Here is a 19175-nt window from a genome sequence, read left to right as displayed (position 1 = left end):
TATCCATCATCCCCGGAGCTTACGGACTCAGATGACGCTATTGCTTGGTAAGAAGCTCAAAATTGCTCAGTAATCCCCTAACTCGAAGGAGGCTGAGATATAAATGTTCAAACGTATGGATGAGATCATGATCGAAATTCCTGAAGTAAAGAAGCCAGATCCCAATGCTGCTGCCGCTGTACAAGAACTGCTAGGCGGAAAGTTCGGAGAAATGTCGACGAGCAAATTTTTAATTGTACAAAGCCCGATATTCATCTTCCAGTATAGACATCAGAATCATGTTATGAAATTCTCCGTCTACATAAAGAGCATCCCGCTCCACACCATCGCGCTTGAAACCTAGCTTCTCATAGACATGAACAGCTCTTGGATTAAAAGGATATACCCCAAGATGAATACGATGCAGCTTCAAAGTTTCAAAGCCATATCGCAGCATTAGAGTCATAGCTTCAGTACCGTACCCCTTCCCTCTATGTTTATGACTACGAATCCCAATTCGAATGTTTGCGCTACGGTTGTCTGGATCCATTTCGTTCAGCACCACTTCTCCAATAAGCTCATCCGTTTCCTTGACGATAATCATAAGATCCACACGATCTTCAGCTGGAACACTAATCTTACGAATCCAGGCTGCAGTTTGCTCGCGTGAGATTTCTCCTTGCGAGCCTGTTAGACATCCCATCTCTTCATCAAGTAAAAATTTGTAATAGGCCTCCAGATCGGACTCTTCTACACCACGCAGATGAATATTCTCGCCCTCAATCTTTGGTATTGCAACTGCTTCTGACATAACTGAATTCCCCCTAACCATAACCATAATTTCATGGCGTTCAATTATTTTTAATCGGCTAATTTCTAATCTCGTGGTATATCCACAGAATCACGATGCACTATGTCTGCTGCGATCAGGATTTTCTCCAGCGGTGCAGAGGGGTGCCCAATCCGACTTAGCAGTTTCTCCACTGCCGCCCGGCCCATCGCTTCTTTAGGGACATGCACAGTAGTAAGCGGCGGAACGCCTCTTGAGGCATCCTCAATATTATCAAAGCCCGTAACCGAGATATCCCCAGGAATATTAATACCATCTGCCTTCAGGATATCACTGACCGTAAGTGCTGTTTTGTCATTGGCGCAGACCAAGGCGGTGGGGAGTGTATTAGCTTTTTTCCGTTTCATCACCCAATTTTTAAAATCCTCTTGGAATACCTCTTCCTCCACCCCTTCCAAAAAGAGATTCGCATCATCTTCCAAAGGCAGTCTTATCCCACTCTCCTCCAGGGCACTCCGAAAGCCGATCCACCGATCCCGGAAACTGCGTGAAAATCCAATATTCCCGATAAAATGCATTTGTGTATGGCCTGTCCCCATCAAATGATTAGTAAGTCGAGCCATGGAATCCACATTGTTCGCGAATACAGTATCACTTGGAATTAATGGATCTTCATGGTCAATCAACACCATCGGCAGACCGATGCGATGCACCTCAAGTAGTAAAGAAGTGGAGATTTCGCCCACACCTACCAAACCAAGAATCCCGCTTGGGTTCAAGATATTCACGAAATTATCCGCACGATTCTCAGAGATGATCACCATTCCAAGTCCTTCTTGATCCAGCGCAAGGGCAATACCGTCCACAATTTTCCCCCAATACAAGGAATCCTGAGTTTGCGAGCGGATATTCGGCATTAATACAAGCACAGATTGCTTATTCCGATCACTGGCCCCTACCGGAGGAGTACGCTTGACACCTTGGACAAAAGCATTCTTTTGCGTAAAATAGCCTAACTGCGAAGCCGCTTGAATCACTCGTTCTCTGGTCATCTCATTAACGCCAGCTTTACCAGAAAGTGACTTAGAGACAACAAATTTGGATACACCGAGATGATCAGCTATTTTTTGCATGGTGACTTTTTTAGCCATATTAAACCCTCCAGAGATTGTATTAAAATTAATGTTGAACTAAAGTTAAGGCTGAGAAGTTACCTGTGTACCTGCCCGCGCTTCCGTCCATTTTGCATTTAATTCGTCAAAAGACTTTTGTAAATCAGGCGCAGCAAGTAACTCCTGAATATAATCCCCGGACCAAAAAGATAACTTAGCTCCATTCGCCAGATCGATGAACGCATCACTTTGTACTGTGCCATAAACCAGCTTTGGTTCATAAGATAAAAATTCACGGTACTGCGGCATAAAAGGGTTCAGACTACCATCAGCAGGAAGGAATCCCCAATCATCTGAATATGAAGTCTCTTTTACAAAAAAATTCAACCAAGCCATAGCAAGCTCTTTATTCTTACTGTATTTGCTAACACCCACGAACCAGTCTGGATTGATCGGCGCATAGTGAGTACTACTATTATCATAAGGAAAAGGGAAGAATCCGATATCATCTGGTGAAGCCCCCATATCAAGCACTTGACCAACCGCCCAATTTCCAAGTAAATACATGCCAGCTTGACCTTTAGCGAGTCTAGTCTTAGAGATCTCCCAATTGTTCGAGAAAAGTTCATGCTCTACATAACCTTTAGCAATTAAGGTTCGAGCAATGGAAATGGATTTCCCCCACTCATTATCAAGCTGCCATGGACTATCCTCATTTACCATATTATTTAGATACTCAGGGTTGCCTGTCATATAATTGACCAGACTATTTCCCCATTCACGTAGTGGCCAGACGGCTCCATAATTCATATACAGCGGGATAATTCCAGCCTCTTTTAATTTAGCGCAAGCTTCGTAGAATTGATCCAGTGTCTGTGGAACCGCGGTAATTCCTGCTTTTTCGAAGGATCTTTTATTATAGACAATCCCTACCGTGGTAGTTCCCGTAGATAGCCCATATCGCTTACCATCATAAGTAGCATAAGAAGTGAAGCGCTCACTAGCCGAAGTTTCTTCATCCAACGGTTCAAAAAAATAATCCAGTTCCTTTGATGGAAGATTCACAGGAAGCAAAAGTACATCTCCGGCGTCCTTGGTGGATAGTCTTACCAGAATGTCCGTTGCGTAATTGGATAAACCTTCAAATTCAACATTCGCTTCGGGGTACTTTTGCTTGAATTGATCCGCGTACCCTTGAAAGGTTCCGTTCTCAATCAGATCTATTCGATTGGTCATCATGACTATGGTGCCGGATAAGTCAGACTTCCCCTCATCTCCAACTGGAGGCACTGTTGATTCCGTCTGCTTGGTGTTGTTCTCACAGCCACTTATCGATAACAAAAAGAGAAGCAGCAGTATGGTACGCGTAGTCCAGTGTAATCTCATCCCCATCAACGGACAGCCTCCTCTTATTTCAGTCAGATAATCTAATCATTTCCGGTTCCAGCAACGGCAGCGACAAAATAACATCCGTCCCTTGTCCAAGCTCACTAAATACCTCAATTCCAAAAGCCGCTCCATAATGAAGACGCACTCGCTGCTGTATATTTTTCATACCAATCCCCCCATTGATACTTTTCTTAGGAGGACTTTCTTTCTGCAGCCCATCGTTCAATCTCTCCAAAGTGATCTTATCCATTCCACAGCCATCGTCTTTAATATGAAAGAACAGCATTTGCTCAGTCATCTCACAACGGATACTTAAATGCATTTGTGGTTTATTATCATCCAAGCCATGATAAGCAGCATTCTCTATGATCGGCTGGAAGACCAGCTTGATAATAGAGTAATTATCTAGCTCCTTCGGCACGTCGATTTCGAGTACGAAACGATTAGGGTAACGACAGTTCAGCAGCTCAACATAATTCCGTACATATCCAAGCTCTTGCTTCATTGTCGTTTTGCCGCTCAAATCACTTGTACTATACCGTAGCAGTTTACCTAAAATTGAGATCATATCCGCAGCTTCAATATCATCATTGAGCTCAGCGGTCATTCGGATCGACTCCAGTGTATTATAGATAAAATGAGGATTAATCTGACTCTGCAGAGCATGAAGCTCCGCTTCCTTCTTCTGCTCTTCAATTCGGTAGATATCCTGAATTAACTGCCTGATCCGAGCCAGCATTCGATTAAACTGATGCCCGAGCAGACCAATCTCGTCACGCCGTCTAACCCTAAACATCACCTCTAGATCGCCGCCCTGAACCTTTTTCATCAGTTGAATCATCTGCGATAGTGATTTAGTGAGTGCAAAGGAAAGGATAATGGAGATAATTAACGCCAGTACAATGATACTTAGTGTAGCAACGAGCGTTGCATTACGGGTTACCTTCACATCCCGCATCAGAACATCCACAGGAATAGAGATAATGGCCTTCCAATTGGTCTTGCTAGAGCTTGAGTAAATATTCAGAAATTCTTTTCCGTTGACTGTATCATAGAAACTTCCGGATTTCCCATCGGCCCTTTTGAATAGCTCTGAATCAGATACATCCGTGGCAAGAAGCTTTTTGTCACTGTTGTACACGACCATCCCCATCTCATCAACAATCAGAGATTTGCCATGCGTTACTTTATCCAGCTCCGTAACCCGATTCTCCAAATTGCTAATATTCGCTTCAACCGCGATAAGCCCAATCGGATTTAACAAACCATCCACGATTTTGCGAACAACGGTAAAAGCATATCGAGTGCTCTGCAAATTACTCGTAAATGATTGGGTACCAAACAAAAGTGCCTCTCCGCTGGAATCCTTCGTCTGCTGACTCCAATACTTATAGCTTTGATCGAGGTCGAGCCGTACTCCACCATCTTTGGCAGAATAATACCCATTTCCATACGCGTCAAAAATATAAACCGTGTTCGCGCCTCGTTTAATATTGTTAATAAATGAAATGTTGCCTTCTATGCCCCGTTGAATGGACAACAGTAAATCAAAATCTCCGGGTAACAATGTAGCACTGCCTGATTCGCCACCCATGATCTCTTTCTGCTCATGGTATTGGTTTGAACGAATTAAATTTTGTTTAATATCGTTCACATAGGCTGGCATAGATGAAATACGCTTCATATCTTCGATATAATCATCTACTCCATCCATCATTTGATCGATTAACTTCTCAGAATAAGCAATGGTGTTGCCCTGTATAGATTCTGAATAACTCTTATAAGTAAACACACTAATGAAGGTAAGCGGAAGGGTAATAATTATTAAAAAGACGAGGAGCAGCTTGCGTTCCATACTCATGTCCCCGATAACGGACCACCAGCCAAAGATGCGTTTACCTTTCATACGGTCCTTCTCCTTAACCCTTTTTTACCTAACTTGTTATTATTATTTACCTAACAAAATTATTATACGGGGAAGTCCTTCTTTACACAATAACAAAACCGCTTCCTCATAACGAAGAAGCGGTTTTGTTATGTAAATCATAAAAAAATTAGTTAGATCCAGTTATTTTATCGTGAATAATGACAATTTATCCTTTAACTGTCCTGAAGCACTTTCCAGCTTACCTGACAATGAAACAAGTTGATCACTTACACTTTGCTGTTCATTACTGAGTGAAGCCACTTCTTCGGAAGTCGCTGATGATTGCTCAGCTACAGCACTTACGTTACCCATTGCTTCCGACAATACAACCTGTGAATGATTCAAGCTACTGATCGCTGTTGTCACCGATTCCAGACTAGTAATGAACTCATCCATCTGTCCTTTTACCGATACAAAGATATCGCTCGTGTTCTTCACTGAGCTTATTTGCTCTTTAAAGAGAGGAGCCACTTCAGATAATACAGCTTCCGTTTCGTTCATTTCCGTTATGATCTTGTCGGTGATTCCGGCTACTAGAGCAATAGACTGCTTCGATTGGTCGGCAAGCTGTCTTACCTCACCGGCTACCACCATAAAGCCCTTGCCAGCTTCGCCTGCACGTGCAGCTTCTATCGTCGCATTTAATGACAAAATATTCGTCTGCTGTGTGATACTCTTCATCACATCCAGCACCTTAATCACAGAGAATACTGTTTCTTTCAAATTGTTAACTCGTTCTACAAGCGCACCTGTCTTTTCCCCAGTACGGCTAGTCTGTTCCAGTAAATCCGTTAATTGCTTGGCACCTTGAGCGCTGGCTTCTCCAACCCCGCGTGCGGCCTCATCCATCTCACTGTTGGCATTAATCACGGTCTGCATTTGCGTAGCTATCACGTCTGTAAGCTCATTACCACGTTCAGCTTCAAGTGCCAGACTGCCTGCTCCTCCAGCGATTTCTTCCGTAGCGGCTGCTATCTCCTTCGCGGATATAGCCGTCTTACGCGAAGCTTCTCCAAGCTCGCCAGCGGTCTCTAGCACATCTCGAGCAGTTTCTCTAGTTTGCGATACAAGCTCAGTAATACGCTCCATCATCAAGTTAAAGGAGGCTGAAAGTTGTCCAATCTCATCCTTAGACACATATTCTGTACGTACACTCAAATCCCCGCTTGCACCTTGAACCATAAGATTCTTCAATCGTGCCAGAGGCTGAGCGATCATACGAACCATCCAAATCCCGATCAATATTGCAAGCAGTGCCGCACCAGCAGCCGTAATGAACGTCGTCAACAGAATCGGACGGGCTTCCTTCACTAACTCGTCTGTAGGCACTACGCCTGATAGCTTCCAATCCGCCCGTATCATCGGATTAAAGACTGCCAGAATTTCTTTTCCATTTGGATCTTTAGCTTCTAGGCTACTGTTATTTTTCTTACTCTCTTTAATAAAAGAAAACTCCGATGGTTTACCATCATCTACCGAATTAGAAGAAGCTACAACTGTACCTTCAGGAGATACTAGTTGAATACGGGAGCCATCTCCCAGCTTCACACTTGCAAAAGATTCCTCCAGCAGTGTGTTTTTCAACACAAGCATGATTATGTATCCTTTTTCTGATCCCAAATTTTTAAGGGATCTTACCATAGCGATCTCCTTATCTTCATTTCCTTGAATAGAAGTGGAGAACCAAATGTTCTTCGCACCGCCTTTGTCACCGTCCGAATAATATGAATTATACTCTTTGGTGTCGGCTACAATCTTCTTGTACCATTCTTGTTCACGTAATCCGTCAAGACTAATGCCAGCACTACCACTAGTAACGATATCCTGCTCAGGTGTCTCTGGAATCAAAGAGACACTGATAATATTAGAATCAGTTGTCGTCTGACTGGACAATTTCTTACTTATTGCACTTGTTGCTTCAAATTTCTCGTAAGCTGTTTGTGCAGTAGACAAAGCCTTCAGATCTGTTTGCATTTGCGCATCAAAATAAAGCTGTAATGCCAAGTTCTCATACTGTTTCAAGGTAATATCCAGCTTCTCAGCAGTCTGGATAATAGTCTGACGATAGGCTTCGGATACATTATTCTTTATCGTTGTTTTCGCCTTCGAATAAGATATAAGTCCAAGTGACATAACTACAATTACAGTGGAACATAGGAATATTAGAAATAACTTCACTCCTACGGATTGGATAGGATTAACTCTCTTGATTTGGCTTCCCCAACCCAACATCATTTTCTTAGCCTCTAACTTTGATGTCTTTCCTGTCCCTACTTCATTGCCCTGTGCATTTACAGATTTTTTATTGTTCTTCTTCATCTCTCTAACCTTCTCTCTTTATGCTATTCACTAATACTATCTTGATCAGGATCCCCATCATGATCATCTACCCGCTAATATTAGAGGACATATGAAAGCGCTAACTATATTATATATCGGTTTATTAGGCCTTTTTTCTTAGCTTTACTATACTTTTTTTATAACTTTTAACCTATGTATGTTTCGACAAAAAAACTCCCTTCGTTCTACCCTCCTGCTTGGATTTATTTGTTAGTTACTAATATATATAACTTATTGTTAGCTTTGTCAAAAGAAAAACAGGGATGCCCTTTTTGCAAAGAACATCCCTTTATCTTATCAAGATTTTTTCTTACGCATCATATCAAAGTATGCTACGGGCTGATCTACCTTCATGCGAACACGCTGCAGAGGATGACGGGCTGCGTCAAGCGGGTTGCCTGCTTCATCCCACAATTCCGCTACAGTCTGCTTAAAGAATGTATCATTGGGTCCGAAGAATTCAACTTCCTGACCAGGCTTGAAGTGATTACGTTGTTGAATTAGCGCCATTCCACTCTCAGCATCGTATTCCAGTACAAGTCCGGCAAAATCATAAGGAGCCGCTTTTTCTTCAGGCTCATAGATATGATCTTCATGATCCGGAGTATCGTAGAAGAATCCTGTGTTAAGCGGACGGTTCGCCGCTTTGTTCAGCTCATCCAACCACTCTTGCTTCAACTCGTATCCTTCAGGATCAGCCATGTAGGCATCAATAGCTTTACGATAAGCGTTAACGACAGTGGCTACATAGTGAATCGATTTCATCCGTCCCTCGATCTTGAAGCTATCGATACCTACTTCAATAAGTTCAGGGATACTTTCCAGCATGCACAAATCCTTAGATCCCATAGAGAAAGGATTATCTCCTTGCTGATGCAGTGGAATCTGAGTTACACCTGGAAGCATAGGTGCCGGAGATTGTGCTTCAGCTTGATCTTCTTCAGACACCCAAGTGTCCTCAGGCCGCGCATCCTCGAACAGATCATATTTCCAGCGGCAAGACTGGCAGCAGCCTCCCCGATTGGAGTCACGGTCTGTAAAGTGATTGGATAATACGCATCTTCCTGAGTATGAAGAGCACATCGCTCCATGGATGAAGCTTTCGATTTCAATATCAACATGCTTCTTAATCTCAGCGATTTCTTCCAGGCTTGTCTCACGTCCGAGTACGACACGTGGCAGACCCTCTTCTTTCCAGAAGGATACCGCTTGCCAGTTTAGTGTAGACTGCTGAGTACTCAAATGTACCTCTAATCCAGGTACTAAACGGCGTGCTGTATCTACAATGACCGGATCAGCAACGATAATAGCAGCAATACCAACTTCATATAAGTTACGCAGATATTCTTCAATCCCTGCGACATCTTCATTGTGAGCATAGATGTTCGTTGCAACAAATACCTTAGCGCCGTATTTCTTGGCGAATTCAACACCTTCACGCATTTCCTCAAAGCTGAAATTGTCTGCTCCTGAACGCAAGCCGTATTTCTGCCCTCCGATATAAACAGCATCCGCACCATAGTGTACTGCGAATTTTAATTTTTCCAAATTACCGGCCGGAGCTAGGAGCTCCGGTTTATCCAGACGGTATCGTTTGCCCTTGTATTGCGGCTTTGTCATGGTTCCCATTCCTGTTCTCCCCTCCATCGCCCCACAAAGTGATGTCTATGCATGATTACTGCACCTAGTCTTTGCGGGGATCTAAAAAACTCTCATTAAATTAAACTTAATATACTTGCTCTTTATAGAAAAATCCGAAGCTTAGCTCCCGTTCTGGATCCTGCAGCGTTCTGATAGCTTCCATCCAATCCTCTTGGAAAGAATAAGCTTCTGGATCAGCTGCATAAAGATCAATAGCTTTGCGATAAGTCTTAACAACCGCCACATTATACGCTGTTGATTTCAACAATCCTTCAATCTTAAAACTCTGCACGCCTGCAGCCATAAGAATATGAAGATCCTCCAAAATACAAATATCTTCCGAACTCATAATATGTGTACCGTTCTCGTCTTCATAGATCGGGAACTTTTGGTCATCTCGTTCTGCCTCGATCAAAAATAGACCACGTTCCTTACCAAGACTGCCGCCCTCGCTTGGACGTCCTTGATGTGACATATAGCTTTCTACAAGCTTACGCTTGGAATGGTATATATTGGTCATGCCGTGAACCTGAACCTGTGCCTCTACCTCTAAAAGCGGAACCATTTCCGTCATTTCATCCATATTCAGCTCACGCGCAAGAACTACGCGAGTAGCACCTTTACGCCCCCAATAATTCGCGGTTGCGTAATTGGTAGAGGTCATTTCCGCATTCCAATGCAGATTGATACCCGGTGCTTCCTTCTTCACTGTGGTTAATACCGCAGGATCACCGAACTCAACACCGTCAACACCAAGTTCACCTATAGCTTTCACATAGGCAGGGAGCTCTTCCAGAAGAAGGTTGGACATGAGTCCACCTAGTCCAGCATATACTTTGCAGCCACGCGCATGTGTCATTTCTACAACAGCAGCTGTATCCTCCAAAGAAAAATGTCCGGCAAGACGCATGCCGAAACGGTCATCCCCGATGAGCAATGCATCTGCTCCGGCATCCAGCAAAGCAGCAGCTTCCTCTAAAGATGCTGCTGTCGCCAGCAATTCCGGTTTGTTAATCATGTTGTACCTCCTACTTGTACAGTTATTTCAACCGCACCACTCTTCATTTTAATATTTTATTTCGATTCTTGCTTACTTTTTTCGATATTGGCTAAATGTTCCTTGTAGGTCTTAGCAAACAAATGGCCCTGTGTACCATCTTTCTTAGTCACATAGAAGTAATATTCAGATGCCTGAGGTTCAAGTGCTGCCTGAATGGAGGCCAGCCCCGGATTACTAATAGGTCCCGGAGGAAGCCCAATATTTCTATACGTATTATAAGGACTGTCAACTTCCAAATCTTTATATAACAGTCTTTCCTTCTGTTTGTCGAGCAAATATTGAACCGTAGCATCGATCTCAAGCTTCTGCTCTTTCTTTAAGCGGTTATAAATCACGCCAGCAACTAGTGGTCGTTCACTATCTACAACAACCTCACGTTCGACTAACGAGGCCACTGTCAACAGCCCATGAAGTGTCATTCCACGTGCTTCAAGCTTTTGCTTCCAGTTCGGGATCGTATCCAGTTTCTGCTGGAACTGATCCAATAATGCTTCTACAACTTCCTGCGGCGTACTATCCTTGGCCAGTTCATATGTTTCAGGGAACAAATATCCTTCAAGACGATGACGAAGGTTCTTATCCTGTGGGATACCTAGAGCATCAATTCCCTTCAAGCCTGCACCGGTATTCATGATTTCAAGAAAAATAGCAGCATCCTGATTCCAAGCCTCAGCAAGCTTCTTGGCAATCTGCTCAGCAGTATATCCTTCCGGAATCGTGAAAGTCACGGTCTCTTCTTTAACAACATCACCAGCATTTAACCTCTCGATGAGCTCGTCATAGGTGTCTCCTGGACTAGCAACATAAGTACCAGCTTTAAAGCTGGAGCCTTCTTTAGTCCATTTCAAATATCCCTTAAAAAAAAGACTGTTCCGAATAATGCCATTTTGTTCGAGCAGATCAGCAATTTCCGCGCTGCCCATGCCCTTTTCTATCGTAAATGTTACGGCAGGACCTGCAGGTTCTACCGGCTGCATCCCGTTCCAAATGTACCAAGCGCCTCCGCCTCCTGCTGCTACCAGCAAAAGAATAACGATAAGCACCGTACGGATTGCGGATTTCAAGTCAGGTTCCTCACTTTCCGACTATAAAGTATAAAAGTGTACTACTTAAAATTCAATACATATTTCATGATCATGATTGTTGTTTTAATTATATTGATCGTATTCCAAGCAAAAAGAGCGCGGAATTCTCCGCCCTCTTCCGTACTCATCATAAATGTAACGTACATGTTTAAAGTTTATTCTGCATCGTCCACTGGAAACGTCATCTCATCATATAGCTCAGAGATGTCTTCCCACTCTTCATCGTCCACGATGTTCTCTAGTTCCGGAAGTCCGTTAGGAGAGACAACGATACGCAGAATTTCATATTCCACGTCTTTACCAGCGCCTTTCAGCACCGCATAGCCAATACCACCGACTTCAAATTCGGCGATAATATCGTAAATGGAAGACTTGCCCTGCTCATCTTCCAGTTCTACTGTTTCTCCATAGGCTTCCTTAAGCCGCGAGGACCATACCGCTTGATCAGCGGATACATCAGTCATTCTCTGATCCTCCGTCCAACTCGTCAACCAGTGTGTTGAAAGTCTCTTCGACAATCGCCCACTCCTCGTCATTATCGATCATGAACAATTGAAGATCATCGCCTTCTTCCACATAACGGAACGCATAAACCTCATCGGTTTCCTCGTCCTCGGAATCAAGCGGAACCACCATCATGTACTTAGCGTCCGAGCCATCAACCTCAAACTTCATAATGACCTCGAATTCCTCTTCATTACCTTCCTCATCAGGAATATAGATAATTTCCGGTTCTTCCTCTTGGCCAATCTGTTCGTTTGTCATATCCTCGCACCCCTCACCTTTTACTGTTAGCATCCAAAAAATTTTGCAAAATCAGGGCTGCAGCCATTTTGTCCACAATCCCTTTGCGTTTCTTCCGGCTGACGTCCCCTTCAATCAGCACCCGCTCTGCGGATACCGTCGTCAGACGCTCATCCCAAAGGTGTACGGGCATTGCAAATTGCTCCCGTAGCTTGTCAGCGAACTCTATGCAGATTTCGCCCCGGGGTCCTACTGAGCCGTTCATATTCTTCGGTAGACCAACGACAATCTCTCCAATTTCGTGCTCCGTAATAAGTTCACGAATACGTTCGAACTCATTACCAGTACCGCGGCGCTCAATCGTTTCAAGAGCTTGTGCCGTCCATCCAAAAACATCGCTTGTGGCTACACCGATTCTACGGTCGCCGTAATCCAATCCTAACTTCTTCATCATCTGGGATTATCCACCTTGTGATTGACGAGGTAGAATCTAACCAGCTCTTCAATCAGCTCATCACGTTCTTTTCTCCGGACCAAACTTCTCGCATTGTTATGACGCGGAATGTAAGCTGGGTCTCCGGAAAGTAGATACCCTACGATCTGATTGATCGGATGATACTCTTTCTCCACCAGTGCATCGTATACAGCGAGCAATATTTCCTGGGGAGAAGCTTCCTTTTCGTCGCCCTTCACATTGAATTTGACCGTTTTGTCCATGGAGTCCATTTGTGACACCTTCCTTCTGCAAAATCACCCTAAAAGGGCGGCTTCGCAAAGTTGCTACTGTGCAGCTCACTTGCTTCCTTTATCATAACATATTCATAGCCCAACGAGGAAATCCTGCGCGTGGAATCACGCTTTTTTTGGCATTTCCTCTACAAAAATAATGATATTTTTGGCTTTTAAGCTATTGTCAAGCACAACTATTCATGAAAATCTAACCACCTGTTAATAAAGAGTAGCGGTACTGATGTCAAACTCTCAGTACCGCTATGTTTTTTCGTAATACGTTTAAATTAAGAAATAGTTTCGTAATTTTTATTTATGCTAGGGAAGCCACTAATTCTTCTGCTTTAGCCAGTGCCTCGCCAAGCTTGGAGGCATCTTTACCACCAGCTTGTGCCATATCTGGACGTCCTCCACCGCCGCCACCGCATACTGCTGCGACTTCTTTAACAATCTTACCAGCGTGGAAGCCCTTCTTCACCAGATCCTGTGGTACAGCAACAACAAAGTTCACCTTGTCGTCCATGGCTGCACCCAGAACAAGCACAGCATCCGGGAGCTTGGATTTCAATTCATCTGCAGTAGAACGCAGAGCGTCCATATTTCCTGCTTGAACAGCAACAGCAAGAAGCTGTGTACCTGCACCAACCGTCTTCACACTGCTTGTTAGTTCAGCGGCAAAGGTTGCGCTAAGCTTAGATTGCAAGGATTCATTCTCACGCGAAAGCTCACGCACTTGGTTATGCAATGCTTCAATCCGTTTTGGAACGTCGTTCAGAGAAGACTTCAGCAGACCCGCAGATTGCTTGAGCAGATCCAGTTGGCTCTCAGTAAACTGGTAAGCGAAACGTCCAGTTACTGCCTCGATACGGCGCACTCCGGAACCAATGCCGCTTTCGCTAAGCAGCTTGAAAATTCCAATTTGAGATGTGTTGGATACATGGCATCCACCACAAAGCTCAAGGCTGTAATCGCCGACTTGAACGACACGGACGATATTGCCATATTTTTCACCAAATAGTGCCATGGCTCCCATAGCCTTAGCTTCATCAATTGGCTTGTTCTCAATGACTACATCAAGACCACGCCAGATTTGTGCATTCACGCGATGCTCGATGTCGCTTAGTTCCTCCGGTGTAATCGCTCCGAAATGGGAGAAGTCAAACCGTAAACGTGCACCTTCCACTAAAGATCCTGCTTGGTTGACATGACCGCCCAGAACCTCTTTGAGCGCTTTATGCAGTAGGTGAGTAGCTGTATGGTTCTTCACGATATCTTCACGCTGTGCACGATCCACTTCAGCGCGAACCGATTCGCCTACTTTCAATTCTCCAGCTTCCACAGTTACCAAATGTACATGTTGACCATGTGGAGCCTTGAACAATCCTTTTACCTTAGCTGTAACTGAACCGCCAGTAAGCAGTCCTGTGTCACTCACTTGTCCACCACTTTCAGCATAGAACGGTGTTGCCTCAAGAATTACTTGGCACTCTACGCCTTCACCAGCGGTATCGACCAATTCATCACCCACAACAATAGCCATGATTTTCGACTCTGTTACCGAGTCATTATATCCAACAAATTCACTTTTAACCGTCAGGTCCGCTAATGCGCCACCTTGGATCTTCATGCTGCCACCGTCATGACGTGCAGCTCTTGCACGATCACGCTGTTCTTGCATAGCGATATCGAAGCCTTCACGGTCTACAGTTAATCCTTGCTCTGCTGCGAAATCTTCCGTCAGGTCAAATGGGAATCCGTAAGTGTCATATAGCTTAAATGCATCGGATCCAGGAATCGTGCTGAGTCCATCTGCTTTTGCTTTAGCACTGATCTCACCCAAGATAGCCAATCCATCAGATAATGTCTCATGGAAACGTTCTTCTTCTGTACGGATAATCTTGGCGATATATTCCCGATTCTCGACAACGGATGGATAATACACACCCATAATCTCACCAACTGTTTCTGTCAGTTCATGCAGGAACGGACGATCCAGGCCCAGGGTCTTTCCGTAGCGAACAGCACGGCGCAGCAAACGGCGGATAATATAACCACGACCTTCATTAGAAGGAAGTACTCCATCCCCTACGGCAAAAGTAACGGTACGCACATGATCTGCGATAACTTTAAGCGCGATATCCTGTTCAACATTATCCTTGTAAGTTACACCAGCAAGCTCAGCTGTTTTTTGAATAATCGGTTGGAACAAATCGGTATCGAAGTTGGAATCTACATCTTGAAGAATTGATGCAAAACGCTCCAGTCCAGCACCGGTATCAATGTTCTTGTTCGGAAGCGGCGTATAGCTGCCATCCTTATTATGGTTGAATTGTGAGAACACAAGGTTCCATACTTCGAGCCAACGTTCGTTTTCTCCACCTGGATACATTTCTGGATCACTCATGTCGCTGCCGTAAGCTTCGCCGCGGTCATAAAAGATTTCCGAGCAAGGACCACAAGGACCTTCGCCGATATCCCAGAAGTTCTCATCTCCCAGCTTAATGATGCGTTCTGCTGGCAAGCCTACTTTTTCATTCCACAGCTTGAAAGCTTCCTCATCCTCAGCATACACAGTTACGGAGATACGTTCTGGATCGAAGCCGATCCACTCCTTGCCGGTCAAGAATTCCCAAGCCCATGTGATCGCCTCTTCTTTAAAATAATCGCCGATAGAGAAGTTACCTAACATTTCGAAGAACGTATGGTGACGGCGTGTCTTCCCTACATTCTCGATATCATTGGTACGAATACATTTCTGCGAGTTCGTCAGGCGCGGATTCTCAGGAATCTCACGGCCATCGAAGTATGCTTTCAGCGGCGCCATACCTGCGTTGATCCACAACAGCGAAGGATCGTTATGCGGTACGAGAGATGCACTAGGTTCAATTTTGTGACCTTTACTTTCAAAAAACTTAAGCCATTTGGAACGAATTTCACTTGCTTTCATTGTTTACAGCTCCCGTCTCATCTTTTTAATTCGGCGCATGCGCCAGATTATACAAATTTCCTAAAAAAATAAAAACAAAAAAACGCCCCTGAATAATTCAGGGACGATTAATATCGCGGTACCACCCTGGTTATCGCCTTGACCCAATTTACGGGAAAGTTAAAGGGCGATCGCCTTGTCGCGGCTGATAACGGGTGCCCCCGGTGAGCTTGTGATCTCACACTCCGAAATTAGCTTTCCACCGGCCTGTCTTCAAGGTTCTCCCAGCCATTACGAAACGCTTTCGTAAAGGAACCTGTTCTCTGATCAAGCCATCCTCCGGTGTACTTCATTTTCATCAACGTTTTATCCGATTTGCATTTTAACATTTCAAGTATAGCCAGTGCCCCTTCATCTGTCAATCTGGGGAGGAGTTAAGGATACGTGAGAATATATGATTTTTGTAATGGTGAACTCAAGCACTTAAAGAACATAGTAAATCTCAGATATTACTTGGGAAATTATGTATTATAAATAGTGCTCTATAATACTCAATTCTCGGGTAAAACCTAAGGAGGATTACAAATCATGCTGCGCAATAAAGTAACTGAGGACCTATCGATGGATAAAGTTAAGCCTACATCAATACGCTTTATGGTCAGTCTCATTTTTATTAGCAGCACTTTTCGGTAGTTTATTATTTTGGCTCGCTATAAACATTGTTGATTTAGGTATGACATTACTGACTCACTCAAGTTTAACATTCAATAATGATATCTTTACGAATTCGAACGTCGTCTTTGGTGAATTCCTGGGTCAGATTTTCGGAAATGCTATCTCTTATTAAAAAAAGGCGATAACAATACTTCACGAATTGGATAAGCAATGCTTATCTCACAATCTATCTATGTCGCTATACATATCCCAAATCGGATCTATTCAGGATTAGTCAGAAAGGATTTTGTTTATGATTTTATCGCACTATTAATTCTAGGGGTCATATTCTCATTACTCTATGTCCTAACCAAGAATCTATTTTTCGTGATAGGCGTCCATGCCTTAATGAATGTTCAGATTATGTTTTGGACTCATACAGCAACGTTAATCTGTGTGTTGTTACTGACTTGTCTTTTAATTTGTTTCAAAAGGAAGGAATTCCGAGCGCAGAAATCAGAGGGGGCAGTGCCAAGCTGAATAGATGGAGTCGGAGAATTTTCTAGAGTGGTGACTGACCCAGTCCTAATCATAATCAGCTAATGCAAGCAGTCGATAACCAAAACGTAGGGCAGCGATTCTCAAGTAAATATGAGAATCGCTGCCCTGTGCTCTATTTTTACGTTTTTAATAGCTACGTTTCCGGCAACAGGCGTTGGCAGTACGTATCCTTATCAACAATTCTAAATCAGCTTATGCGCAAACCACTTTTCGCCCTTGAAGCGCCACAGAAAAATGCCCCCCCGAACGGCCCACTCGCAGTTCATTGCCAGCCAGACACCCATGACGCCGTAGCCCAGCTGGATCCCAAGGATGTATCCAAAAATCACCCGAAACAGCCACATTGTCAGCATCGAGGTAATTGAGGTGAAGCGGGAATCTCCAGCTGCCCGCAGTGCGGACGGCAAAATAAAGCTGACGGCCCACAGCGGAACTTGGGCAATGGAATTCACCAGCAGCACCACAAACAGATCATCAATGATCTCGGAAGGTGGGGAAAAGATCGATACCAGCGGGTGGAATAGCGGCATCAGAATCAAGGCGATCAACGCCAAAGAGCCGGACCCGATCCAGAGAAAGGACTTGATGAACTTTCTGGCTTCTGAGACATTCCCTCGCCCGATACATTGGCCGACCACCGTTACAATAGTTAGAGACAGCGCGCTGGCTGGAATTTGAAACACCAGAGCCAGCGAGCCGGCAATCGCATTGGTCGCAATGGCATAAGTGCCTAGGCTGACAATAAACACCTGGGTGAGCAGTTTACCCCCGTTGAAGAACATCTGCTCCGCCGCGAACGGCACGCCGATAAACATGATTCTCCGCAGCATGGTCAGAGGGATTCGGAATAGGTCACGAAAACGCACCCGCAGGGCCGTATCCACCTTGAACAGATACACCAGGGCACAAACCATACCTGCATACCGCGCGATATTAATCGCAAGCGTCATCCCCAGCACACCCATGTGCAACAGGTTAATGAAGACCACGTTCAGGATAACATACAGCAGGTTCATGATGAGCGACAGCATCAAAGAAGCCCGAGTCTTGCCCACTCCTCGCAGAGCCCCGCATACCGCCTGAACCACCGCGATGCCCAGATATGAGATGCTGCTGCCGATCAGGTAGATGCGGGCATTGTCCAGCACTTCGGGTGAGGCGGTTCCGAATAAAAGGTTCAATATAGGAGTATGTAAGCCCATCAGCAGCAGACCAATTCCCAAAGCGATCAGCGACACCGAGGCGACCGAAGCCGCCGTAGCCTGGGACACCATCCGGTCATTTCCGCTCCCTTTATACTGCGCGACTACCACTGTCCCCCCGGTTGCAACCGCCACGAACACATTGATCAGAAAAATATTCAGCGAATCCACCATATTCACTGCACTGACCGCCGCCATCCCGGACGAGCTGATCATTGCGGTATTTACCAGATTAAGTCCAATAATGAAGGCCTGGTCAATCAGAATTGGAATAAATAAAGCTATAATTTGCCGATAATCCATCCCCTCCCCAGAAAGATATTTCTCCAGCAATCTTTTCTTCTGAAGACTCGCGCGAAGCTGCATAACATATCACATTCTTTTCTGTAAAATGGAAAAAACTCTTCATCCGAAGAGCTTTTTAACAAATTATACCCATTATACCGTGGGCACTTTACATTCAGTTTACTATAGATACACTTTTAAGTCTTTAATCAGGAGTCAAAAAACAGCAACTGTCCTTCACATATTTGGAGAACATAAACTTCATCATAATTATGTAGCTTCAGACCATAGAATCATTCGTTCAGACTCTCTCCTTCAAGGTTGGAACTTCGATTGAAAAGGCTTCGAACGATGTCGCACCTATTGTCTGATATTTCATCTAAATTATATCTTAATATCACTTAAAGCCGCTGCAATAATACAGCATTTTGTTCAGATATCCTCTTCACTACATCTAAAAACTGCAAATGCGAATGTGTAGGAATATTCTTACTTGTGACTCGAAAGCTTCTTATAAGCAAGAACTTCGTAGTAAGACTCGGAGAGACGGACCGTATTGCACTTATTCCCTAATAACAAGCCCATTCCCGGGTGACTTGGGGCGAATAACGGCGCTGGCTCGCTTACGTTACCGTCGGCACATTGTATTCGGTTTTTCGCATACATTTGGCTCGCTTACGTTACCGTCGGCACATTGTATTTGGTATTTAGTTTTTCGCATACATTCGGCTCGTTTACGTTACTTGCGGCA

At 44.3% G+C, this 19175-nt stretch carries 16 protein-coding genes; 2 read left to right on the top strand and 14 right to left on the bottom strand.

From position 1 onward, the window contains the following. The first annotated feature begins 103 nt into the window (after positions 1–103). Positions 104–343: a manganese catalase family protein gene (locus tag ACN6KS_RS07795; protein WP_373455820.1), complete on the top strand. Its 240-nt coding sequence runs from the start codon at positions 104–106 to the stop codon at positions 341–343. On the opposite strand, the gene ACN6KS_RS07790 is transcribed toward ACN6KS_RS07795, so the two are convergent. From ACN6KS_RS07790 to alaS, 13 genes are all read right to left on the bottom strand, one after another. Further along, positions 230–790 (bottom strand): GNAT family N-acetyltransferase, encoded by a 561-nt coding sequence (locus tag ACN6KS_RS07790; RefSeq protein ID WP_440961734.1) that lies wholly within the window; start codon positions 788–790, stop codon positions 230–232. The two genes, ACN6KS_RS07795 and ACN6KS_RS07790, sit on opposite strands and share 114 nt — an antisense overlap. 65 nt (positions 791–855) lie before the next feature. Then, positions 856–1920: a LacI family DNA-binding transcriptional regulator gene (locus ACN6KS_RS07785; RefSeq protein WP_440961733.1), complete on the bottom strand. Its 1065-nt coding sequence runs from the start codon at positions 1918–1920 to the stop codon at positions 856–858. Between the two features lie 45 nt (positions 1921–1965). Further along, entirely contained in the window at positions 1966–3273 is a 1308-nt protein-coding gene (locus ACN6KS_RS07780; RefSeq protein ID WP_094870571.1) for an ABC transporter substrate-binding protein, read from the bottom strand. Positions 3274–3295: 22 nt separating this feature from the next. Beyond that, positions 3296–5176 carry a cache domain-containing sensor histidine kinase gene (locus ACN6KS_RS07775; protein ID WP_440961732.1) on the bottom strand — a complete coding sequence of 627 codons (1881 nt, stop codon included), beginning with the start codon at positions 5174–5176 and terminating at the stop codon, positions 3296–3298. Positions 5177–5338: 162 nt separating this feature from the next. Further along, the gene (locus tag ACN6KS_RS07770) at positions 5339–7516 is read right to left on the bottom strand and encodes a methyl-accepting chemotaxis protein (RefSeq protein ID WP_094870569.1); all 2178 of its coding nucleotides are present in this window, start codon (positions 7514–7516) and stop codon (positions 5339–5341) included. A 318-nt stretch (positions 7517–7834) separates the two neighbouring features. Beyond that, positions 7835–9166, bottom strand: coding sequence for a peptidase U32 family protein (locus tag ACN6KS_RS07765; RefSeq protein WP_094870568.1), 1332 nt, complete (start codon positions 9164–9166; stop codon positions 7835–7837). A 97-nt stretch (positions 9167–9263) separates the two neighbouring features. Next, positions 9264–10196: a peptidase U32 family protein gene (locus tag ACN6KS_RS07760; RefSeq protein ID WP_440961731.1), complete on the bottom strand. Its 933-nt coding sequence runs from the start codon at positions 10194–10196 to the stop codon at positions 9264–9266. A gap of 56 nt (positions 10197–10252) precedes the next feature. After that, positions 10253–11302 carry an endolytic transglycosylase MltG gene (gene mltG, locus ACN6KS_RS07755; protein ID WP_341134106.1) on the bottom strand — a complete coding sequence of 350 codons (1050 nt, stop codon included), beginning with the start codon at positions 11300–11302 and terminating at the stop codon, positions 10253–10255. A 176-nt stretch (positions 11303–11478) separates the two neighbouring features. After that, complete coding sequence (locus ACN6KS_RS07750; protein ID WP_094870566.1) at positions 11479–11787, bottom strand: DUF1292 domain-containing protein; 309 nt, start codon at positions 11785–11787, stop codon at positions 11479–11481. Next, the gene (locus ACN6KS_RS07745) at positions 11780–12088 is read right to left on the bottom strand and encodes a DUF1292 domain-containing protein (protein WP_038569507.1); all 309 of its coding nucleotides are present in this window, start codon (positions 12086–12088) and stop codon (positions 11780–11782) included. Before ACN6KS_RS07745 ends, ACN6KS_RS07750 begins: the two co-directional genes overlap by 8 nt. Before the next feature lie 13 nt (positions 12089–12101). Next, entirely contained in the window at positions 12102–12518 is a 417-nt protein-coding gene (gene ruvX, locus ACN6KS_RS07740; protein ID WP_094870613.1) for a Holliday junction resolvase RuvX, read from the bottom strand. Further along, positions 12518–12793 carry an IreB family regulatory phosphoprotein gene (locus ACN6KS_RS07735; protein WP_042125473.1) on the bottom strand — a complete coding sequence of 92 codons (276 nt, stop codon included), beginning with the start codon at positions 12791–12793 and terminating at the stop codon, positions 12518–12520. The genes ruvX and ACN6KS_RS07735 overlap by 1 nt, the downstream gene beginning before the upstream one ends. A 316-nt stretch (positions 12794–13109) precedes the next feature. Continuing rightward, on the bottom strand, positions 13110–15743 hold the full coding sequence (gene alaS, locus ACN6KS_RS07730) for an alanine--tRNA ligase (RefSeq protein WP_440961730.1): 2634 nt from the start codon (positions 15741–15743) through the stop codon (positions 13110–13112). 864 nt (positions 15744–16607) lie between these two features. On the opposite strand from alaS, the gene ACN6KS_RS07725 reads away from it, so the two are divergent. Next, on the top strand, positions 16608–16916 hold the full coding sequence (locus ACN6KS_RS07725) for a CPBP family glutamic-type intramembrane protease (RefSeq protein WP_440961729.1): 309 nt from the start codon (positions 16608–16610) through the stop codon (positions 16914–16916). A 203-nt stretch (positions 16917–17119) separates the two neighbouring features. Here ACN6KS_RS07725 and ACN6KS_RS07720 read toward each other — a convergent pair whose 3' ends face one another. Then, entirely contained in the window at positions 17120–18505 is a 1386-nt protein-coding gene (locus ACN6KS_RS07720) for an MATE family efflux transporter (RefSeq protein ID WP_440961728.1), read from the bottom strand. Between the last annotated feature and the right edge of the window lie 670 nt (positions 18506–19175).

The sequence above is a fragment of the Paenibacillus nitricinens genome, assembly GCF_052056485.1.
Taxonomy (GTDB): Bacteria; Bacillota; Bacilli; order Paenibacillales; family Paenibacillaceae; genus Paenibacillus_AQ; species Paenibacillus_AQ nitricinens.
The sequence above is the reverse complement of the archived record's forward strand: the minus strand, read 5'-3'. Positions and strand labels throughout refer to the sequence as shown.